A 20,496-nucleotide genomic window follows, 5' to 3' on the forward strand; every position below is an offset into this window, starting at 1 on the left:
GAATATGAACTGCTTTAGCGTTGGCCCGTCTTGGCATTTATGCCACGGTGGAATCCGTCGTTTTGCCAACCCTCATTGTGTTTTGTGGATAGCGGCGTATGCTGACTTTTTGGGCAAGGCGGTCTGATGTTCGGACGACCAGCGATTGCCAAGATCGTTTTTCTGAAGCAAGACCGTTGTACTTTCCTGTGAGGGGCGTGAATAATGCTGTCGGAGATTCCGCTTAAGGACAGGTTCTTTCAGTACTTATCACGTAGCCGGGCCAGAATGGGGCCATGGCATGACCGTGCTCCGGTAAGGGCGGAACTCTTTGGCATTGAGCGGCTGGAACAGCATGCGCAAAGTCTGGCCGCCGCCCAATCCATTACGGGCTCGCCGCCGCATGTTTCGTCGCTGCAGAAACGGCTAAACGAGAATGCCGCCGTACTACTGACCGTGTACCGAGGCAGTGCGAGAGAGCTCGAGAGTGGCCGCAGCATTGTTCCTGCTGCCGAGTGGCTGCTAGATAACTATCATCTGGTCGAGCAGCATGTTCGCGAAATCAGGGAAGACCTGCCTCCTGGCTTTTACCGTCAATTGCCGAAATTGGCGGGCGGGCCATTCGCGGGGTACCCTAGGGTATTCGGCCTTGCTTGGGCTTTCGTCGCTCATACTGACAGCAACTTTGATCCCGACACATTGCGGCGGTTCATTGCGTCTTATCAGCGGATACAACCATTGGCGATCGGTGAGTTATGGGCGGTGGCGATTACGCTGCGTATCGTCCTTATCGAAAATCTGCGGCGCCTGGCCGACCAGATCAGCGACGGGCAGAAAGCGCTGGCTGATGCCGAACTTCTGGTGGCTCGACTTCTCGACTCAAAGAATGTTCAGTTTGTTCTGGAAACCAAGACCGCACCTTGGGCCGCCACCCCGTTGCCTGACTCGTTTGCTGCTCATTTGGCGAAACGCCTCAGAGACCTCGATCCCCGAACGACGCCAGCTCTCGTGTGGCTGGAAGAAAGGTTGACTGCACAAAATACGTCGATCGATGATGTGGTGCTGGATTTCCAGCAGCGGCAGGGGGCATCAAATGTGAGCGTGCGAAATATCATCACGAGCATGCGGCTGATATCCGATATTGACTGGACGGAGCTGGTCGAAAAGGTTAGCCATGTCGATGAACGTCTTCGCGAAGCGAGTTCTTTTGCGCGGATGGATTTTCCCACTCGCAATCTATATCGCAATGCTGTAGAGAAACTGGCACGCGGCTCATCTTTGTCGGAACTGGAGGTTGTCGACCGTGCATTGGATGCAGCACGCATGGCTCGGGCACAAACCAGTGACGAATTGCGCGCCCAGCGCGTCGGCGATCCTGGCTATTATCTTATTGCAGAGGGGCGCCCCGACCTGGAACGGGAAATTGGCTTTAAGCCGCCGCTGCGGCTACGTCTGAGTCGCTTGAATGTACGGCTGGGGATTCGTGGCTACGTAAGTATTATCTTATTGCTTACGGCGGCGTTTCTCGGGGCAGCCCTTTCGGTCCTTTGGATTCCAGGTATGGCGATCGGCTGGCTAGCTGTATTCTTGCTCGCCGCTTTTTTTCCGGCAAGCGAGCTTGCAACAGCACTCTTGAATCGGGCCGTGTCGTGGACCTTCGACGCCGTTATATTGCCGGGACTCGAACTGAAGGGCGGCGTCCCGCACACGTTAAGAACGCTCGTTGTGATACCCACACTGCTTAGCAGTCGCGGCGATCTTCTGGAGCAAATAGAGCGGCTCGAAGTGCACTATTTGGGGGACGCAGGCGGCGACCTGTCTTTTGCCCTATTGCTTGACGGCATCGATGCAGACCGGGAAGTCGTTCCGGGCGAAGAGCAGCTTCTGGCAGTGGCGGTAGACGCGTTTAAAGAGTTAAACAGCCGCTACGGTCTAGGACCCGCCGGTGACCGCTTCGTTTTGCTTTATCGTCGCCGGATTTTTAATCCGAGCGAGAATAAATGGATGGGATGGGAACGCAAAAGGGGCAAGCTTCACGAGCTAAACCGACTGCTGCGCGGAGCCACTGACACCACCTTTATACCGGTGGGACAGCCTTCCATCGTGGTCCCGGCCGATGTGCGCTACGTGATTACGTTGGACGCCGATACGCGACTACCGCGTGACGTTGTCCTGCGATTGGTCGGCAAGATGGCGCATCCTTTGAATAGGCCCTTAATCGACGCTGCTCAACAGAGGGTTGTTAAAGGGTATGCCATTTTGCAGCCCCGCGTTACCCCAGCACTTCCTATAGGGCGCGAAGGCTCCATCTACCAAAGGGTTATCTCAAGCCCGGCCGGCATTGACCCTTACGCGGCGGCCATTTCCGATGTTTATCAGGATCTGTTTGGGGAAGGTTCCTACACTGGCAAGGGAATATATGATGTGGATGCTTTCGAAGCGGCGTTGACCGGGCGCATTCCCGAAAATGCATTGCTTAGCCACGATTTGTTCGAAGGCGTGTTCGCTCGCGCTGGGCTGGTCTCGGATGTCGAGGTCATCGAAGAAGCGCCATCGCGCTACGATGTCGCGGTTAAGCGCCAGCACCGATGGACGCGCGGCGATTGGCAGCTTGTTCCGTGGTTGTTCGACTATCGTAAGGGCGGTGCGACCATACCTTCCGTCGGACGCGGCAAAATGCTCGATAATTTGCGTCGTTCATTGATGGCACCAGCCTCAATGGTTGCGCTGGTTTGCAGCTGGTGCTTGCCCATGCCTGCGAGTGCATGGGGCACTCTGCTTATTCTTGCCTGCATTAGTGTGACGATATTCCTGCCCGCGCTTTTTTCTATAGTGCCACGGCGCAAGGGAATCGGTCTGCGAAGTCATATGCTAGTGTTGGCAAGTGATTTTCGTCTCGCCGCCATACAGACGCTCCTTGCCCTTGTGTTCCTCGCCGATCATGCGTGGCGCATGTGCGATGCCATCATCAGGACATTGATACGCCTATTCATCACTCGCCGTAACCTGCTTGAATGGACAACCGCGGCCCAGTCTTCCGGGGGGCCCTTACTGGACCTGTGGGGATTCTATAAAGAGATGGCGGGGAGCACCTTGCTCGCTTTGGTATTGACGCTGTCAGCGGTTATCTTTGTCCCAGCCTCAGGGCCGTTGGCCTTGCCGTTTATTCTCTTATGGGCTAGTGCGCCGTGGTTTGCGTTATGGGCGAGTCAGCCGCAGCTGGAACTGCGAGAAAAAGAAATATCGGGCTCGGATGTCAGGCGGTTGCGCCTGATGGCACGTCAGACCTGGCGATTTTTCGAGACCTTCGTCACGCCGGCGGATAACATGCTGCCTCCTGATAATTTCCAGGAGGAACCCCGGCCCGTTCTCGCTCATCGAACATCGCCCACGAATATCAGCCTATACCTGATGTCAGCCATTGCGGCTAGGGATTTCGGATGGGCAGGCGCAGTCCAGACCGTTGAGCGTCTTGAAGCTACGATATTGACGATGCAGAAGCTGGCGCGATTCAAGGGGCATTATTTCAATTGGTACGATACAGAAGACTTGCGACCGCTTGAACCCGCTTATGTCTCGTCCGTTGATAGCGGCAACCTTGCAGGCCACCTGATCGTGATTGCCAACGCATGCGAAGAGTGGATCAATAGCGCTCTTCTGATTAATCCGAGGCCCGGTGTTCGGGATAACCTTCAACTGGCGCGGCGGACAGTTGCCACATTGCCCGCGGCAAGCGGCGAGCACGGACGACAGATCAATGCTCTGCTTGACGAGATCGAAGTCAAATTGGACAGCGTACAAGCCGATCAAGTCGTGTTTCCTACGCTGAAGAGACCGGCTGAAAAGGCGCTCAAGGCACTCATGGATGTGCTGCCGGCAACGGAAAACGAAGATTCCGCTAATACGCTTTTCTGGTTTGAAGCGCTCAGCGCATCGATTGCCGAGTACGGTCGCGACAGACTTATGATTGAAAATCCGGATAATACGCTGCCGGCCCGACTTCAGTCCCTCGCTGATACGGCGCGTGAAATGGCGCTTATCATGGACTTTGGCTTCCTTCTTAACCACGACAGGAAGCTGTTATCCATAGGATATCGCCATGATGACAATACGCTTGATCCTAATTGCTACGATCTACTCGCCTCAGAAGCCAGACTTGCCAGTCTGTTTGCCATAGCGAAGGGCGATGTCGCGACACGTCACTGGATGCGTCTTGGCCGTATGGCGACGCCGCTGGATAACGGCGCAGCCCTGGTGTCATGGTCCGGTTCGATGTTTGAGTATTTGATGCCGTCGCTCGTCATGCGTGCACCCTATGGCAGCCTGCTTGAACAGACTAATCGTTTAGTGGTTGCACATCAGCAAGCCTACGGTAAATCACTGAATATCCCGTGGGGCATTTCAGAGTCGGCCTATAACGCACGCGATATGGAATTCACGTTGCAGTATTCTAATTTTGGCGTGCCGGGACTGGGCCTTAAACGTGGCCTTGCAGAGGATGTGGTGGTGGCACCCTATGCCACAGGACTGGCGGCAATGGTTGATGCCGCAGGCGCCAGCGAGAACTACAGACACCTTTCCAGGATAGGCGCGCGCGGTCGCTATGGCTTTTACGAGGCGCTCGATTACACGCCTTCCCGGCTTCCCGAGAATAAGGACGTAGCCATCGTGCGCAATTACATGTCCCACCATCAGGGCATGACAATTGTTGCCATTGCGAATACCTTGCTTGAAGGCCGGATGCGTACCCGCTTCCATCGGGAACCAATGATTCAGGCGTGCGAATCGCTTCTTCAAGAGCGCATGCCGCGCGATGTTATCGTGACCCATCCACGAGCAGAGGAAGTTCGTGTGGCCGCGGGGACGGTGGTAAATAATGCGGCAACCGTGCGCCGCCATCTTGGCGCCCCAACTGGCGCTCCGATAACCCACTTGTTGTCGAACGGGCGATATACAGTGATGCTGACCACCTCGGGTGGGGGCGCAAGCCGTTGGCGAGATATTGCGGTAACGCGCTGGCGTGAGGATGCCACCTGCGACGGATGCGGCTCATTCATATTCTTGCGGGATATGCGCAACGGCAAGGTGTGGTCCGCGGGCTTGCAGCCCCTGGCGGCGGAAATGGATCATGAGGAAGTCATCTTTGCCGAAGACTACGCCCAGTTTATTCGGCGTGACGGCAACTTGACCACGACAATGGATGTCCTGGTGTCCGGCGAAGACGATGGCGAGGTTCGACGGGTGTCACTGACTAATAGCGGTCATCGGCCACGAGAAATCGAAGTCACTTCGTATGCGGAAATCGTCTTGACGGCCGCATCTGCCGACATGGCACATCCTGTGTTCGCGAAGATGTTTGTTACGACCAGTCATCTTGAAGAATTTGCGTCGCTTGTGGCCACGAGGCGCAGGCGATCGCCCGATGAGCCTGAACTGTGGGCGGCGCATTTTGCTGTTGTCGAAGGCGAGGCCGTAGGCGAGCCGCAATACGAATCTGATCGGGCAAGCTTCATCGGTCGGGGTCGGTCGGTTGCGGCGGCCGGCGCAATGGAAGATGACCAACCTCTTTCGGGTACGACCGGTACGGTTCTGGACCCAATTTTTGCGCTTCGATATCGCCTGCTGATCGCCCCTGGCAAAGTGGCGCGGATTGCATTCTGGACCGTAGTGGCGTCATCTGAAGCTGAGCTCATGGACATGATCGACAAGCATCACGATCGGAGCGCTTTCGAACGGGCAAAGACACTGGCCTGGACCCAAGCTCAGGTCCAGCTTAGACACCTGGATATGGACGCAGATGAAGCGGCAGATTTCCAGCGCATGGCAGCACCCATTCTGTATGCGGATCCCCGTTACAGAGCTTCGTCTGAGGCAATCAGGCGTGGCGCAGGCCCACAGTCCGGACTCTGGCCTTATGCAATTTCTGGTGATTTACCTATCGTTCTGTTGCGCATCAACGACATCCAAGACATTGGCCGCGTGCGGCAACTGTTGCGCGCACATGAATACTGGCGCATGAAGCGGCTAGCTGTCGACCTTGTTATTGTCAATGAGCGTGCTTCATCTTACGTGCAAGACCTGCAGAACGCCATCGAGACGGCGGTTCGAAGCAGCCGGTCGCGACCCCGCTTCGGGGGAGAGCTTGCGCAGGGTGCTGTCTTTGCCTTACGGGCAGATCTAATGACCGTCGAGAGTCGCAACTTGCTGCAGTCGGTGGCGAGAATTGCTTTGCTGGCTCATCGCGGGCCGATCGCCGAACAGCTTGCCCGTATTCCGAAATTCTCCGTGCAATCCGAGACCGTCAGTCGGCTAAAAGCGGTAAACGTTGTGTCCTTGTTGCCGACGCCCAGTGGTCTGGAGTTCTTCAACGGCCTTGGAGGGTTTGATAAGGGGGGGCATGAATATGTAACCATCTTGAATGACGGCGACTGCACGCCAGCGCCATGGATCAATGTCATTGCCAACCCCGACTTTGGGTTCCAGGTTGCCACTGAGGGCAGCGCTTACACCTGGGCGCTGAATAGCCGCGAGAACCAGCTTACTCCCTGGTCGAACGATCCGGTAGAGGATCGCTCGGGCGAGGTGATTTATATTCTTGATGAGACTACCCGACAGCTCTGGACACCGACCGCGCATCCAATTCGAGACAAGGGCTCTTATATCGCCCGTCACGGCCGTGGTTATAGCCGTTTCGAGCACGAGGTCGATGGTATCGCTGCCCAACTGCTGCAATACGTACCGCTCTCCGACCCAATAAAAATTTCCCGCCTCTCCCTGCGCAACGCCTCGGGAAAATCGCGTAGCTTGACGATCACATGCTATGCGGAATGGGTACTCGGCACGTTCAGGGGTGCATCGGGCCCCTTTGTTGTCAGTTCGATCGACACTGACACAGGCGCCATGCTGGCGCGAAATCCGTGGAGCACTGCTTTTCCGGGCCTCGTGGCGTTTGCTGATCTGGCCGGCCGGCAGACAACATGGACAGCAGACCGTACCGAATTTATTGGACATAATCGGACGCTTGCCGAACCGAAAGCCTTATTGAGGCGTGATTCGTTGTCCGGTGCGACGGGTGCCGGAATGGATCCCTGCGCAGCGTTGCAAACCGTTGTGAATATTGAGCCCGGAGAGACGGTGGAAGTGGTGTGGTTTCTTGGGCAGTGCCGGTCTTTAGAGGCAACTCGCGAGTTGATTACCCGCTATCGCCAACGTGATTTAGACAGCGTTTTTATGGAGATCGCTGCACACTGGGATTCAGTGCTGGGTGCGGTCCAGGTCAAAACACCTGACAGAGCTACGGACATTCTCTTGAATGGCTGGCTGCTCTATCAGACCCTTGCCTGCCGGATATGGGCGCGTTCCGCTTTTTACCAGGCTAGCGGCGCTTATGGTTTTCGCGACCAGCTTCAAGACGGCATGGCGCTCACCTTCGCTCAACCGCAAACAGTAAGGGCGCATCTTCTACGCGCGGCGGGGCGGCAGTTTGTAGAAGGGGATGTTCAGCACTGGTGGTTGCCGCATTCGGGGCAGGGCGTGCGCACACACATTTCCGATGATCGTGTGTGGCTTGCCTATGCCACAGCTACTTATATTGCGAGGACCGGCGATCTCGCGGTTTTGGATGAGAATGTGCCTTTTCTTGAAGGGCAAATATTGAAGACTGGCGAGCATGATGCCTTCTTCCAGCCTATGGTGGCCGATGAGTCGGGGTCTTTGTTTGAGCATTGCGCGCGCGGTCTGGATCAATGCCTTGCCTTGACCGGCGAACGCGGGCTGCCGCTGATGGGCACGGGCGACTGGAACGATGGCATGAATAGGGTCGGAGAAGGGGGGAAGGGTGAAAGCGTATGGTTAGGGTGGCTGTTATGGCGCACAATCGATTTATTCTTGCCCCTGGCGAAAGAGCGAGACGCCCATCGTTCGATGCGCTGGCAAGAGCATGCGGTCAAGCTAAAAGAGTCCCTTGAGAGCAAGGCGTGGGATGGGGAGTGGTACCGCCGTGCCATTTTCGATGACGGTAGTTGGCTGGGCTCAAAGCATAACCAGGAATGTCGAATCGATTCTATTGCTCAGTCATGGGCAGTATTGTCGGGTGCTGCCGATCCGGAACGGGCCGCCGCCGCAATGGCAGCGCTTGAACAGCAGTTGGTTCGGCATGATCAACAAATCGCGTTGCTGTTTACCCCGCCTTTCGATAAGTCGGAACGGGATCCAGGCTACATCAAGGCCTATCCCCCCGGACTCAGGGAAAATGGTGGCCAATATAGCCATGCTGCCATGTGGGCCATTCTGGCCTGGACCAAGCTCGGCATGGGCGATAAAGCATTCGACTTATTCAAATTGTTGAATCCTATCAATCATGCGCGCAGCCCGGACGAAGTCGAGCGCTACAAGGTGGAACCATACGTCGTCGCGGCAGATGTTTACTCAACCGCGCCGCATGTGGGACGCGGCGGATGGACCTGGTACACCGGATCAGCGGCGTGGATGTATCGCGCAGGTGTTGAAGGTATTCTGGGAATACGTCGCGAGGGCGGGTTTCTTGTCATCGCACCATGCCTTCCTGTCGCATGGCCGGCATATGACGCTGAAGTCAAATTTGGCTCTGCCTCGTACGATATACGTGTCGAGAACGCTCGACGACTCCATCCAAGCGCGGTTTTGGACGGAATGGAAATTGGTTGTGCCAATGGCAAGGTGCGAGTCCTGATAAGCGATGGCTCGCATAGACTTTCGATATCGATCTAAAGCAGCCAGTCAATGGGTAGGAAGGACAGAAAACCGACGCTGGCGCGCCGCCACAAGCTGGCATGAGGTTCTGAGTCGTAGCGGATTTGTTTCCCCTCTTGATTCTCTAGCCAGTATAAATTCCCCGTGTCCGAAAGTTTGACTTCATAGGCGATGTCGGGAATGCGGTCCGAGAAGGCTGCACTGATGTGACGTGCCATTTCAGGGCTGTCGATCACGAACCCAAGCTCGGTATTCAATTTGGCCGAACGCGGATCAAAATTGAAGGAGCCCACGAAAATGCGCGATCCGTCCACCGAAAACGTTTTTGCATGCAGGCTGGAGCCCGAACTTCCGAATGGACCCGCGCTTCTGTTGCGGCGCGATTCAGGGGATAGACGCTTCATTTCGTATAGCTTGACGCCTGCTTCGAGCAGTGGTTTTCGTCGTTTTGCGTAGCCGGCATGGACTGCCGCTACATCCGTCGCATCGAGCGAATTGGTCAGGACTTGTATCTTGACGCCGCGGTTGGCCATGGCAACGAAACCGGCGACACCGGTCTCGGTGGGCACAAAATAGGGCGACACCAGCTCTACTACGGATCTGGGCTTGCCAATTATTCTGTCCAGGTCATGTGTTAGCAGTTGAGAGTTGGGCACCTGACCGAGGCCCTTGCGCGGGTCATCGCTGACCATATGTGTGGGTGCCCATTCCAACTCGATGGTTGCTGTCAGCAATTGACGAATCAGGGTGGATTTGCGCATTGCATTGATATACGCGGCCGCGCTGGGACTTTGCTCGAGCGTACCTGCTTCAGATCTTAGTTTTACGAGTTGTTCCGCATTAACCGCAGGCAACAGCAAACTCACCGGATAGGATGACTGACTATTCCAGTACCGGTCGAAATCATCGGATACGTCTTTGACGACCGGACCAAGCGCTACGACATCGAGATCGGCAAAAAGAATTCCATCGGTGGCGCCGAAGTACTCGTCGCCGACATTGCGCCCGCCTATGATGGTTATCTGGTTGTCCGCCGTAAATGATTTATTGTGCATGCGGCGATTCAGACGCGAAAAATCGGTGAGATAACCTATCCAGCGTGGCGCACGTATAACAAAGGGATTAAACAGTCGTACTTCAATATTTGGATGAAGATCAAGCCCAGACAACGTTGGATCGAGCCCCGCAGTGCTATTGTCGTCCAGCAATAACCGTACGCGCACGCCTCGGTTGGCAGCGGCGTGCAGCGCTTCAAACAAAAGCGTACCGGTCAAGTCTTTGTGCCAAATGTAGTATTGGACGTCTAACGTGCGCTCGGCTGCTCGCGCGATCAAGACCCTTGCTGCGAAGGCGTCCTGGGGGTCACTTAAGGCATGAATGCCCGACTTTCCTGTATGCGCGGCGGCCATGTGCGAAATTGACTTGCCCAGTGTGGTGTCTTTGGACTCATCAAGGGGGAGCGCCCGCGAGATCGTTCGATGCTCGAGCGACGGCAAGGTGGTGCATCCACTTGTTAGCATGGAGCACAGGCAAACAAATAAAATACACGTGGCGGTGCTAATCGGTGCGCGCATTGCCGGCCTCTTGTTAGTCGTCCGTGCCCAAGGAAGTTGAAAGGACATTGAGCTGGATTGTAAGCTGGCACAGTATAAGATTTAGATCAACCATTGTCCGGAAGCCGGGCATATCCATTAATTGGAATCGAACATTGAGGGATTCTTATGAACTATGTGCTTGCGCACGGATCCTGGCATGGTGGGTGGTGCTGGCGTCCAGTGGCCGATCGACTGCTTTCGGCCGGACATCGGGTGTTTACCCCCAGCTTTACCGGCATGGGAGACCGGGCGCATCTTTTGCGCGAAGGCATCACGATCGATACGTTTATCGATGATCTGGTGCAGCTAATATGCAGCGAAGAATTAAGCGATGTGACACTTGTAGGCCATAGCTTCGGAGGCATACCGATCACCGGTGTGGCAGACAGGATTCCGGAACGCATTACGCACCTTGTGTATCTTGATGCGGTCGTCCTGGAAAGCGGTAAGAGCGCATTTTCCAGCTATCCGAAAGCCGATGCCGATGCGCGCATTGCCGCGGCTTTCAGCGCTACCGGAGGATTGGCAGTTCCTGTGCCCAACCGAATCCCGGCAGTATGGGGCTTGAAACCGGGTACGGCGGAACACGATTGGGTCGCCCGCCGGCTTACTCCGCATCCGCTTGCTAGTTATACGACGAGCTTGGAGCTGAAGAATCCTATAGGCAATGATTGCCCCCGGACCTACCTGTATTGCACGGCGCCATCGCATCCTTTGCTCGAGGAATCGCGCAAATTGGTGCGATCGCTGCCGGGGTGGAAATGGCTGGATATTGACGCGCCCCACGAAGTCCACATTACGAATCCGGATTTGGTCGCGGATATTTTATTGGGAAACCTGTGAAGTTATAACGAGACAAGCATGGTGTGCCGGTTTACGACGACGCTTTAGTGGAGGCCACTGGTCGCCCAGGTGGCACCTTGCAAGATCAGTAGATCGGCAAGTTCTTTGGCCTCTTGAGCACTTAGTCCGCGTTCCATTCTGGTGAAGATGGCAAAATCGACCCCCGAGGCAGGTGTCATTTGCCAACTGCTTCCATCGCTTTCCAGTTCGAGGCCGCAGCGATGCAAGACGTTCCCGTTAGGCAATAACTGCCACGTTGTGCTGTGTTGTTGTAACTTGTTTGACACAATAATTCTCGCGTTTCGGCAAGCAGATAATTGAGTTGCTTACTACGGATTTTAAAAGCTGCCCCGTTTCAGGCATGCATCGCTTAGTTAAGCATCGTGAAGTATATGTTTGTATGTTGCAGTCTAGTAGCTGGGCGTCCTATAGATCGCTTAAGCAACGGACACATATCGGCACTATTGTTCGAATTAGGGATTAGGATTATTACAATCAGATTAAATGCATTGTAACAATAAATCGGAAGGGTTAACCCTCCCGTGCATTCCGTTGCAATATTTAAGAGATACTCATAATTTCGTCACGGAATGTCACCGCCAAAAACACGTCCCGGACGTCTGAACGGTATGATGGCTGATAGCTCTCAAGGTTAAACTAGCCTAAATCCGGCCCGGATGCCCCGACCAATGACGCTTGACATTCAATCTTCGTTTCTAAGCTGGGACTCCTCTGTTACGCCGCCGAAATTAGCGGTGCAGGGCAATTGGACTCTTGCAAATTATGTAGCGCTAAGACATGACCTGGCTCGCTTCCGCACGGCAGGCATGGACGAAGCGACCTTGCGAAAAGCCTATATTGAGTTTTCCAGTTTAAAGGCGCTAGATACCGCAGGCGCTTCACAACTACTCGAGTTACTAGGAACTACCCTAACTGCAGAGCTTTCGAAATCCAGCGCATCGCTGTCAGCCGAACGCCGGGCTTTACTCCAGACGATTTCCGATTCCAAATCGACTCCCACCGACGACACCGTCGTCGTCACATCATCTACTAAAGAAGTTTTGGCCCATATTGGCTCCTCTGTCGAGGGCATTTGGCGACAGGTGGTCGCCTTACTGGGTTTCATGGGCCTCACGCTGGAGGCCTTGGCGCGAGCGATGTTGCGCCCCACTGGCTGGCGTATCACTTCAGTGGTGGCCTTGATCCAGGAAACCGGCTTGAATGCCGTGCCTATCATTGTGTTGTTGACCTTCATGGTAGGCGCGGTCGTCGCCTTTCTAGGCGCGACGATCCTGGCGGATTTCGGCGCCAGTGTTTATACGGTTAATCTGGTCGCCTTTTCCTTTCTTCGTGAATTCGCCGTTTTGCTGACCGCCATTCTGATGGCCGGGAGAACCGCCAGCGCATTCACCGCGCAAATTGGCTCCATGAAGGCCAACGAGGAGATCGACGCTATCAGAATGATGGGGCTAAGTCCGATCGATCTGTTGGTCTTGCCACGGGTGGTGGCAATGCTTATTTCGATGCCGCTTCTGACGTTCGTAGGAATGATCTCGGGAATAGCAGGGGGGGCAATGGTGTGCGCACTGGCGCTCGATATTCCGCCCGTCATGTTTCTTACCTTGATGCACCAGGACATCGAGTTACGTCACTTTATCGTTGGCATGATCAAGGCCCCCTTATTCGCCTATGTCATCGCTATTATCGGATGCCTTGAAGGATTCAAGGTCAGTGGCAGCGCACAGTCAGTAGGTGAACACACGACCTCGGCCGTGGTGCAGTCGATTTTTATCGTGATCATGCTGGATGCTCTTGCCGCTCTTTTCTTTATGGAGATGGGCTGGTGATACAGGCCGCGCAATCCTGGGATACCGCTATCGTCAGGGTTCAGGGACTGACTAATCGCTTTGGTTCCCATACCGTACATCAGCAACTGAATCTTGATGTTTATCAAGGAGAAGTGCTCGGTGTAGTCGGCGGGTCAGGCACGGGGAAATCTGTCTTGTTGCGCTCGATTGTCGGGCTGCAAAGGCCAGTCGAGGGAACGGTACACATTTTTAACGAGAATTTGCTTACGCTTGCGCCGACGAAACGTACGCAGGTGGAAAGCCGGTTCGGTGTATTGTTCCAGCGCGGTGCGCTGTTTTCTTCATTGACGGTAACCGAAAACGTCGCCATGCCGCTAATCGAGCACGCCGGGCTTAGCAGGGCAGATGCCGAGCACTTGGCGGGGCTTAAGATAGCCTTGGCCGGTCTTCCTGCCGCCGCAGGGTCGCAATATCCGGCTTCCCTGTCCGGAGGCATGATTAAGCGTGCGGCTTTGGCTCGTGCGTTGGCGCTCGATCCTGCGATTCTGTTTCTCGATGAGCCGACAGCTGGACTTGATCCTATCGGCGCCGGTGCATTCGATCAGCTGATTATTACGCTGCGCGATGCGCTGGGTCTGACCGTATTTCTGGTCACACACGACCTTGACACGCTTTACACCATTTGCGATCGGGTGGCCGTCTTATCGGATAAACGAGTCCTGGTCGCCGACCGGCTTGGCGTCGTTGAAACGACGCAAGACCCTTGGGTACAGGACTACTTTCATGGGCCGAGGGGGCGTGCCGCTGCGTACGCCCATCAACAGGCCAAGGGGATGAAATAATGGAACCACGCGCACATCATATATTGATCGGACTATTTACGGTCCTCATTACGACGGCTGCAGTGTTGTTTGTCTTGTGGCTGGGGAAGTCCAGCAGCGACGTTGGGCAGCGTCATTACGTTGTCCTTTTCAATGAACCCGTCCGGGGCCTATCGAGAGGCGCCGCGGTCCAGTACAGTGGGATCAAGATTGGCGATGTGGTTAGCCTGTCGCTTGACCCCGCAAATCCGAACAGGGTGTTGGCGCGTATTAGCATTGACGGCAGTATTCCCATAAAAGAAGACACGCGCGCGCGTTTGGTGCTGACGGGTATTACCGGTGTATCGGAGATCGGACTTAGCGGTGGCACTCCGGAAAGTCCGCTACTGCAAGCAAAAAAAGATGAAGACCCGATAATTGTCGCAACGCCTTCGCCAATCTCCCAATTACTGGCGAATAGCGATAACCTCATGTCGAATATTACCGAGCTCGTCCTGAACGCCAATATGTTCTTGTCATCCGAGAATGCACAGCGTTTAAGCAAAACCTTGCAGAATATCGAACAGCTTACTAATTCTATTGCCGATCGGGGCGGCGACATGGAAACATTACTTCAAACCTTGACTGCCACCAGCAAGGACGCTAGCGCCGCATTCAAGCACGCAAGCAGCTTGATGGCCAATACCGATAGCCTGGTACAGAAGCAGGGCGCCGAGACCTTGAACAGCGCGCGGCGCGCCATTGCCGCATTGGAAAAATCCAGCGTCGGTCTCAACAAATTGCTTGAAGATCATAAAGGAGCATTGGGACGTGGTTTGCACGGGTTCGGAGAGCTGGGCCCTGCCTTGCAGGAACTGCGCAATACGCTCGCTTCCATGAGGGCCGTCACCCGACGTCTTCAGGATAACCCGTCCAACTATCTACTGGGCCGACAAAAGATACAGGAGTTTGAGCCATGATCCGTCCCTTATCGGCACGCACTACTATTTATCGTTGCTTACTTATTGCGGCGCTAGCCGTGATATCGGCATGTTCCATCTTACCGAAACCCGAAACACTTACCGTATATCAGCTCCAGGCGCCATCGATAGAAAGAAAGACTCAATCTCATCCTCTGGCCTGGAGCCTGCGTATTGCGACCCCCTACAGCAGCCAGGTCATTGATAGCATGCGCGTGCTGGTACTCCCCGAGGCGAATCGGGTCAGCGCATATAGCGGAGCGCGCTGGGGCGACCCGGCCCCTGTTCTGCTTAGAAACTATTTGGCTGCTGCATTTCGCGCAAGCGGCGCGCTGGCTTCTGTCAGCACAGACGTCAGTAACGGACAGGCCGACTACGAATTAGGCGGCGATCTGATCGCATTTCAGGTGGAGTACGTAAACGACGCTCCGGTGGTGCGGATTAGGCTTGATGCCACACTGACCCGTGACGTGAACAATCGTATTATTTCCGCACGTAGTTTTGAAGTTCGTCAGGCAGTCGATGGAACGGAAGTGCCTAAAGTTATTGCCGCGTTTGAAATTGCCATTGATCAGTTGTCGGTTCAGCTTATGCAGTGGGTAAGCCAACAAGGGGCGGGTTCCGCCACGACAAAGAAATAGGGTGGTGGTGTAACCTACAATGAGTAAGGATCGTCTTGGTTGGAATATCTCTGGATGACAACTGAAGAAAATTAAAATTAATTAGAAAAGGGGCGACATGACCACTGCTTTCATGCAATCCGTTGACCTGCGCAGCGCCGATGCGCGACATTCGGGGGCTCTACAACCCATCAACGCCGAGCAAACCGAAATCAGCGACGAGGGCTTGCCCTTCGTCGTGCGTTGGGTTTCATCATTATCTGCAAAAGACGGCGAAAAAGTTTCCTTGCCCGGCGGTCCGCGCGATCCCGACTTCAATCCGTTTCTTTCGCCGGATCCCGCCCTCACGATAGGTGCAGTGGGCGATCACCATGTGGCCATCCTGAACAAGTTTCCGGTATGTGATCGCCATTTGGTTTTGGCACGGCGTCTCTTTGAGGAACAGCGCGCTCCGCTTACGCTGTCAGACTTCGCGGCAATATCCTATGTCATGTCCGGTTCTGGCGGTGTCGGATTCTACAACGGCGGGGCAGAGGCCGGCGCCAGTCAACGACACAAGCATTTGCAATGGATCCCAGCGATGCAGGGAAATGCCAACCTACGATTCTTCGTGCCGGGCCTGCCCGCAGGTTTATCGGAACAGGCCATGGCGATTCACCCTCAGTTGCCTGTAAAGCATTTATTTATCCGGGTCCAGTGTGGCCTTGGCACAATGGTAAGCACTTCGGCTTCAAGTTTGCTCAAGGCTTTTACGGCGGCCTGTCAGCAACTCGATTTACTGCCCGACGACAGCGGCCTGTTGCCACCGTTTAATTTTCTTGCCGACAATGGCTGGATGCTAGTCGTTCCGCGCAGCTGCGAACATGCTTACGACGTGTCGGTTAACGCGCTTTCATATGGCGGCTCGCTGTATGTGCGAAATAGGGATCAAGTTGATATCGTACGCAAGGTAGGCCCGCTAGAGGTTCTATCCAAGGCGGCCTATGTTGCTACAACGACAACGCAGCCCGAGGCTTTGCGGCGGCGGCAGTAGAGTTTCACTAACGCATTACGGGAGACTAGATCGGATACAAAAATAGGACAATAGGTCTCGTTTCTGACTGCTTATCGCCAGAATGATTGATATTTATAATGAATTATTAATCGTTCACTGGAGTTCTCATGAAACCTTATACGACCTTTACTGCACAAGCTGAAAATGTGAATCGCTCGCGCAGCGTGGAAAGCGTGGTGAAAGGCACTGCAACTTCGGACGGTGCTGGCGTCAAATTGACACGGGTGCTGACGTCGAACTTGCAACAGCGGCTCGATCCTTTCCTGATGCTCGACAACTTCGGGACGGACAATCCCGACGACTATATTGGCGGCTTCCCCGACCATCCTCACCGCGGTTTCGAAACGGTAACCTACATGATCGCGGGGCGCATGCGCCATCGAGATAGCGCCGGTAACGAGGGTTTGTTGCAAAACGGAGGCGTGCAATGGATGACCGCTGGCCGAGGGCTTGTGCATTCAGAGCTACCCGAGCAAGAGCAGGGCCGCATGGAGGGCTTTCAGCTATGGCTGAATCTGCCCGCCAAAGACAAAATGACGAATCCTCGCTACCGCGATATTCAAAGCCAGGACATCCCGGAACTACATCTTGATAATGGCGTTGTAGCCCGTGTTATTGCGGGCAGCAGCCATGGCTTGGCGGGCGCCGTGCAGCGTGACATCACCAACCCTCTGTATATCGATATTCACTTCGAAGGGCCGGGTTCATTCGAACAACGTTTGCCCGCCTCGTCAAATGCCTTTATTTATGTGTATCGCGGAGAGGTGCAGATCGATGATCAATCGGTCGCGTCTCAACGTATGGCCATACTGGGAAATGAGACCGAAGCTGATGGGGTGGTTGTCCGTGCCCAGGGACCTGCCCGGGCATTATTGATTGCAGGCGAACCGCTAAACGAGCCTATCGCTCAGCATGGTCCCTTTGTTATGAATACCACCCAGGAGCTGTATCAGGCAGTTGCCGATTTTCAGGCCGGCAAGTTTCACCAAATCGGCTAGGCTGTATTGGAATCAAGTGGGTACGAACCCGATCTCGCGCCCGCGCTCTTGAAAACCGCGCGGGTGCCGGGAACGTTTCCTCGTTGATTACCAGGCCGTGGTATAGGCGCCAGGGAAGGTCTTTTCGATGAATTGTTTAACTTCTTCCGATTGATACGCCTTGATAAATTGGGCGATACGCGGATCGTCTTTATTATCTTGGCGAGCCGCCATCACGACTACCGCAAATTCGGCGTCCTGGCTTTCCAGCGCTAAAGAATCCTTTGCGGGAGAAAGGCCAGCTGGTATGGCGTAGGCCGAGTTCACTGCCGCCGCGTCAACGTCGCTTAGTGAGTGCGGCAGTTGGGCCGCTTCTATCTCGACAAATTTTAGTTTTTTCGGATTTTCGACAATATCAAACAAGGACGCTTTGGCGGTAACGCCATCTTTAAGTTTGATTAATTTCGCGGCTTGCAACACCAGAAGGGCGCGGGCGCCATTCGTGGGATCGTTCGGAATAGCAATGCGGCCGCCTTGAGGAAGGTCGGCAATGGCTTTGTGCTTGCGAGAGTAAATACCCATCTGCTGGACGACAGCACTTGCCACCGGCACCAGCTTGTATCCGCGTGCGCTGTTCTGAGACTCAAGGAAAGGACGGTGCTGATAGATATTCAGGTCCAGATCGCCGGCATCTAGCGCAGCGTTGGGCTGTATGAAATCGCTGAATTCGGTCAGCTTGACGGGTAATCCGGCTTTCTCCGCAACCTGTTTGGCGACGTCGCCAATCTGCGCATGGGGTCCGGCAGTGACACCGACGTGCAGCGGTTTGTCGGCGGCCAATGCCGGAGCGACGAGTAAGCCCAGGGATATCGATGCGGCGGCCAATGATTGACGCAATGGTTGAAACGGGCGGCGCGGGGATTTTTGCATATGGAATCTTCGAAGAAAAAAGCAAAGTAGAGCAGACACGATAATCGCTGCTGATGTTCGACGATAACATTTTAGGTATAAACCCTAAATTCAAAAAGTCGTTTCGCCTATATGTTTATTACAGGAAGTAATATAGATTTGGGATTAACATGGTAGGTACTAGCTTATTGCGCTAGCGTTATTACGTTTCAAAGCCTGCATAAATGTCTTCTACACCTGACCTACATCCCCACACGCTGGCCCTATTGGCAGATAACCACACCGCGATTGATCCCGACTTGCCCGCGTTGTTAAACCTGCTTTTTGAACGCAGCGCCAGCGAGGCCTGGCACAAGGCCGGCACATTCAAGCACCATTTGCTGGGGGTATACCGCAGCCTGGTTTTATGGAACCAACCTCGCGAAATTCGACTCTTGGGCTTGTTTCACAGCGTTTACGGTAATGAGTATGTCAACTTGACGTTATTCGATCGCGAAGGCGAACGCGGCACGTTGCGCAATGCCTTGGGTGAAGAAGCCGAATCGTGGGTCAGCCTGTTTTGCGCCATGCCGCGAACCCGATTTGTCCAAGCCATCCTTGATGGTCAAGGGACGGGCGCCGATGGCTTGGTGCTGGCCGACGATAAGGGACAAACGTTTCGATTGACTCCCAGGCAGGTCGCGGCGTTTATCGTGGTAACGGTTGCCGACGTGGGCGAACAATGGCATAGCTGGCAGGATGAAATCTTTGCCGGTTATCCTTATCAGCAACGCCGCGAACTGGCGCCGCATTGGGCGGCGTCATTGTGGCCTGGCCCCCTGAAGCCGCCTGCAAACATTCTGCACATGTTGTCGCGCTTGGTGCACGCCTTGCATTCGCTTCCCGGTGACACCGGGATCCCGGTTCCAACCGCTTTTGATCATGGCAAGCGCGTCATTGACGCCAAGGATGAAGCGACCGCCGCCGCCTTGTACTGGCAGGTTGTCACACGTATGCACCCACTGACCGAAGACCAGACGGCGCAACACTTGCTCGACGCTGCTATTGAGCACAACCCTTGGGTGGGCGAGCCGCGTCTCTTGCGGGCTCAATTGGCATTAACCCAAGGCGACTTTGCCACAGCGGAAAGTCAGGCTTTAGCCGGTTTGCAGGCATTGCAGGCCTGGGGCACAGGATGGGACAAGCGCATCGAATGGAGCGGATGGGTAGCATGGGCGCGCATCCTGTTGCAAAACGCACGCGCTCGTCAGTGGCCGGACAGTCTGGGCGCCTTGAATGGCCTCGGTCTGGTAGAGTAGGCGCGATGACCGAAACCATACGCTTAAGCAAATATATTGCCGCCCAGTTTTCCTGCTCACGGCGGGAAGCCGAGAACTATATTGAAGGGGGCTGGGTCAGGGTGGATGGCCAGTTAGTCGAAGAGCCCGGATATCGCATCGAGCTTCATCAGATCGTCGAACTAGCGGAAAATGCACGAGCAGAGGACCGCAAGCCTGCAACCATATTGCTGCACAAGCCTGCAGGCTATGGCGCGGCTGCGGGTGTTCGGCCTGCAATCGACCTGATCACGCCGCAGAATCAGGCGCCGGACGACCGTTCGGGGCGGCGTTTCGTGAAGGTCGACCTGCGTGGTGTAAATCTTCTCATGCCGTTAGCAGCCGACGCCAGCGGTTTGATTGTCTTTACCCAGGACCATGGCATTGAGCGCAAGCTGGTTCAGGACGCGTCCAGAATTGAACAAGAATATGTGGTTGAGGTGGCGGGCGGCATCGCGGCCGACGGGCTGAAGCTGCTGAATCATGGTTTGTCGTGGCGGGGGGCTCCGTTGCCGCCCGCCAAGGTCAGCTGGCAGAACGAGACCCATCTACGTTTCGCGTTGAAGAATCCGCCTGAAGGACTGATCAAGGACATCTGCCGGCAGGTGGGCCTCACCGTCAAGAGCATGAAGCGCTTACGTATTGGGCGCTTGCCTATGGCGGGGCTTGCACCAGGACAGTGGCGTTATCTGTTGGGATATGAGCGATTTTAGGACCGCAAAAGGGCCCGGCATTATTTAGTGTTTGTTCGCGGGTTTGTTCTCGGGTTTCTTAAGAGCCGTCGTGCCTGGGGCTGGGTGCGCTAGATTCGCCCGGCCCTGGCTTCGCCAGCGCTGCCCGCATTACCGGGCCATTGCGGGGCGTCCGCGAACTCGCGGCGCTGAC

13 protein-coding genes are annotated in these 20,496 nt (G+C 55.0%); 10 read left to right on the forward strand and 3 right to left on the reverse strand.

What is annotated here, in order from left to right; translation table 11 throughout:
• Positions 1–204 precede the first annotated feature (204 nt).
• On the forward strand, positions 205–8,727 hold the full coding sequence (locus tag EKL30_RS12810) for a GH36-type glycosyl hydrolase domain-containing protein (protein ID WP_126707608.1): 8,523 nt from the start codon (positions 205–207) through the stop codon (positions 8,725–8,727).
• Here the strand turns inward: EKL30_RS12810 and EKL30_RS12815 are convergent.
• Entirely contained in the window at positions 8,724–10,283 is a 1,560-nt protein-coding gene (locus EKL30_RS12815) for a phospholipase D family protein (protein WP_199748559.1), read from the reverse strand. The two genes, EKL30_RS12810 and EKL30_RS12815, sit on opposite strands and share 4 nt — an antisense overlap.
• Positions 10,284–10,430: 147 nt before the next feature.
• Between EKL30_RS12815 and EKL30_RS12820 the strand changes: the two genes are divergently transcribed.
• Positions 10,431–11,147: an alpha/beta fold hydrolase gene (locus EKL30_RS12820; protein ID WP_126707610.1), complete on the forward strand. Its 717-nt coding sequence runs from the start codon at positions 10,431–10,433 to the stop codon at positions 11,145–11,147.
• 44 nt (positions 11,148–11,191) lie between these two features.
• Here EKL30_RS12820 and EKL30_RS12825 read toward each other — a convergent pair whose 3' ends face one another.
• Entirely contained in the window at positions 11,192–11,434 is a 243-nt protein-coding gene (locus tag EKL30_RS12825) for a hypothetical protein (protein ID WP_126707611.1), read from the reverse strand.
• Between the two features lie 402 nt (positions 11,435–11,836).
• Between EKL30_RS12825 and EKL30_RS12830 the strand changes: the two genes are divergently transcribed.
• The 6 genes from EKL30_RS12830 (at position 11,837) to EKL30_RS12855 (ending at position 17,407) form a co-directional block, all read left to right on the forward strand.
• Positions 11,837–12,994 carry an ABC transporter permease gene (locus EKL30_RS12830; protein ID WP_199748560.1) on the forward strand — a complete coding sequence of 386 codons (1,158 nt, stop codon included), beginning with the start codon at positions 11,837–11,839 and terminating at the stop codon, positions 12,992–12,994.
• Positions 12,991–13,797: an ABC transporter ATP-binding protein gene (locus tag EKL30_RS12835; RefSeq protein ID WP_255414687.1), complete on the forward strand. Its 807-nt coding sequence runs from the start codon at positions 12,991–12,993 to the stop codon at positions 13,795–13,797. Before EKL30_RS12830 ends, EKL30_RS12835 begins: the two co-directional genes overlap by 4 nt.
• On the forward strand, positions 13,797–14,735 hold the full coding sequence (locus EKL30_RS12840) for an MlaD family protein (protein ID WP_126707613.1): 939 nt from the start codon (positions 13,797–13,799) through the stop codon (positions 14,733–14,735). Before EKL30_RS12835 ends, EKL30_RS12840 begins: the two co-directional genes overlap by 1 nt.
• Positions 14,732–15,376 (forward strand): ABC-type transport auxiliary lipoprotein family protein, encoded by a 645-nt coding sequence (locus EKL30_RS12845; protein ID WP_126707614.1) that lies wholly within the window; start codon positions 14,732–14,734, stop codon positions 15,374–15,376. The genes EKL30_RS12840 and EKL30_RS12845 overlap by 4 nt, the downstream gene beginning before the upstream one ends.
• A gap of 97 nt (positions 15,377–15,473) precedes the next feature.
• A complete protein-coding gene (locus tag EKL30_RS12850) occupies positions 15,474–16,388 on the forward strand; it encodes a phosphorylase (protein WP_126707615.1) in 915 nt (304 codons plus the stop codon).
• Positions 16,389–16,516: 128 nt separating this feature from the next.
• A complete protein-coding gene (locus EKL30_RS12855) occupies positions 16,517–17,407 on the forward strand; it encodes a pirin family protein (protein ID WP_126707616.1) in 891 nt (296 codons plus the stop codon).
• 87 nt (positions 17,408–17,494) lie between these two features.
• Here the strand turns inward: EKL30_RS12855 and EKL30_RS12860 are convergent, their stop codons facing one another.
• Positions 17,495–18,316 (reverse strand): MetQ/NlpA family ABC transporter substrate-binding protein, encoded by an 822-nt coding sequence (locus EKL30_RS12860; RefSeq protein ID WP_126707617.1) that lies wholly within the window; start codon positions 18,314–18,316, stop codon positions 17,495–17,497.
• Positions 18,317–18,519: 203 nt separating this feature from the next.
• On the opposite strand from EKL30_RS12860, the gene EKL30_RS12865 reads away from it, so the two are divergent.
• Positions 18,520–19,593 carry a DUF6817 domain-containing protein gene (locus tag EKL30_RS12865; protein WP_126707618.1) on the forward strand — a complete coding sequence of 358 codons (1,074 nt, stop codon included), beginning with the start codon at positions 18,520–18,522 and terminating at the stop codon, positions 19,591–19,593.
• Between the two features lie 5 nt (positions 19,594–19,598).
• On the forward strand, positions 19,599–20,324 hold the full coding sequence (locus EKL30_RS12870) for an rRNA pseudouridine synthase (protein ID WP_126707619.1): 726 nt from the start codon (positions 19,599–19,601) through the stop codon (positions 20,322–20,324).
• Positions 20,325–20,496: the final 172 nt, after the last annotated feature.

Origin of the sequence: Candidimonas sp. SYP-B2681 (genome assembly GCF_003971065.1) — a bacterium.
GTDB lineage: Bacteria > Pseudomonadota > Gammaproteobacteria > Burkholderiales > Burkholderiaceae_B > Pollutimonas.

Coding starts and splice junctions, on each gene's coding strand:
- EKL30_RS12810 (WP_126707608.1), top strand. CDS start 205: ATGCTGTCGGAGATTCCGCTTAAGGACAGGTTCTTTCAGTACTTATCA.
- EKL30_RS12815 (WP_199748559.1), bottom strand. CDS start 10,283: ATGCGCGCACCGATTAGCACCGCCACGTGTATTTTATTTGTTTGCCTG.
- EKL30_RS12820 (WP_126707610.1), top strand. CDS start 10,431: ATGAACTATGTGCTTGCGCACGGATCCTGGCATGGTGGGTGGTGCTGG.
- EKL30_RS12830 (WP_199748560.1), top strand. CDS start 11,837: ATGACGCTTGACATTCAATCTTCGTTTCTAAGCTGGGACTCCTCTGTT.
- EKL30_RS12840 (WP_126707613.1), top strand. CDS start 13,797: ATGGAACCACGCGCACATCATATATTGATCGGACTATTTACGGTCCTC.
- EKL30_RS12845 (WP_126707614.1), top strand. CDS start 14,732: ATGATCCGTCCCTTATCGGCACGCACTACTATTTATCGTTGCTTACTT.
- EKL30_RS12850 (WP_126707615.1), top strand. CDS start 15,474: ATGACCACTGCTTTCATGCAATCCGTTGACCTGCGCAGCGCCGATGCG.
- EKL30_RS12855 (WP_126707616.1), top strand. CDS start 16,517: ATGAAACCTTATACGACCTTTACTGCACAAGCTGAAAATGTGAATCGC.
- EKL30_RS12860 (WP_126707617.1), bottom strand. CDS start 18,316: ATGCAAAAATCCCCGCGCCGCCCGTTTCAACCATTGCGTCAATCATTG.
- EKL30_RS12865 (WP_126707618.1), top strand. CDS start 18,520: ATGTCTTCTACACCTGACCTACATCCCCACACGCTGGCCCTATTGGCA.
- EKL30_RS12870 (WP_126707619.1), top strand. CDS start 19,599: ATGACCGAAACCATACGCTTAAGCAAATATATTGCCGCCCAGTTTTCC.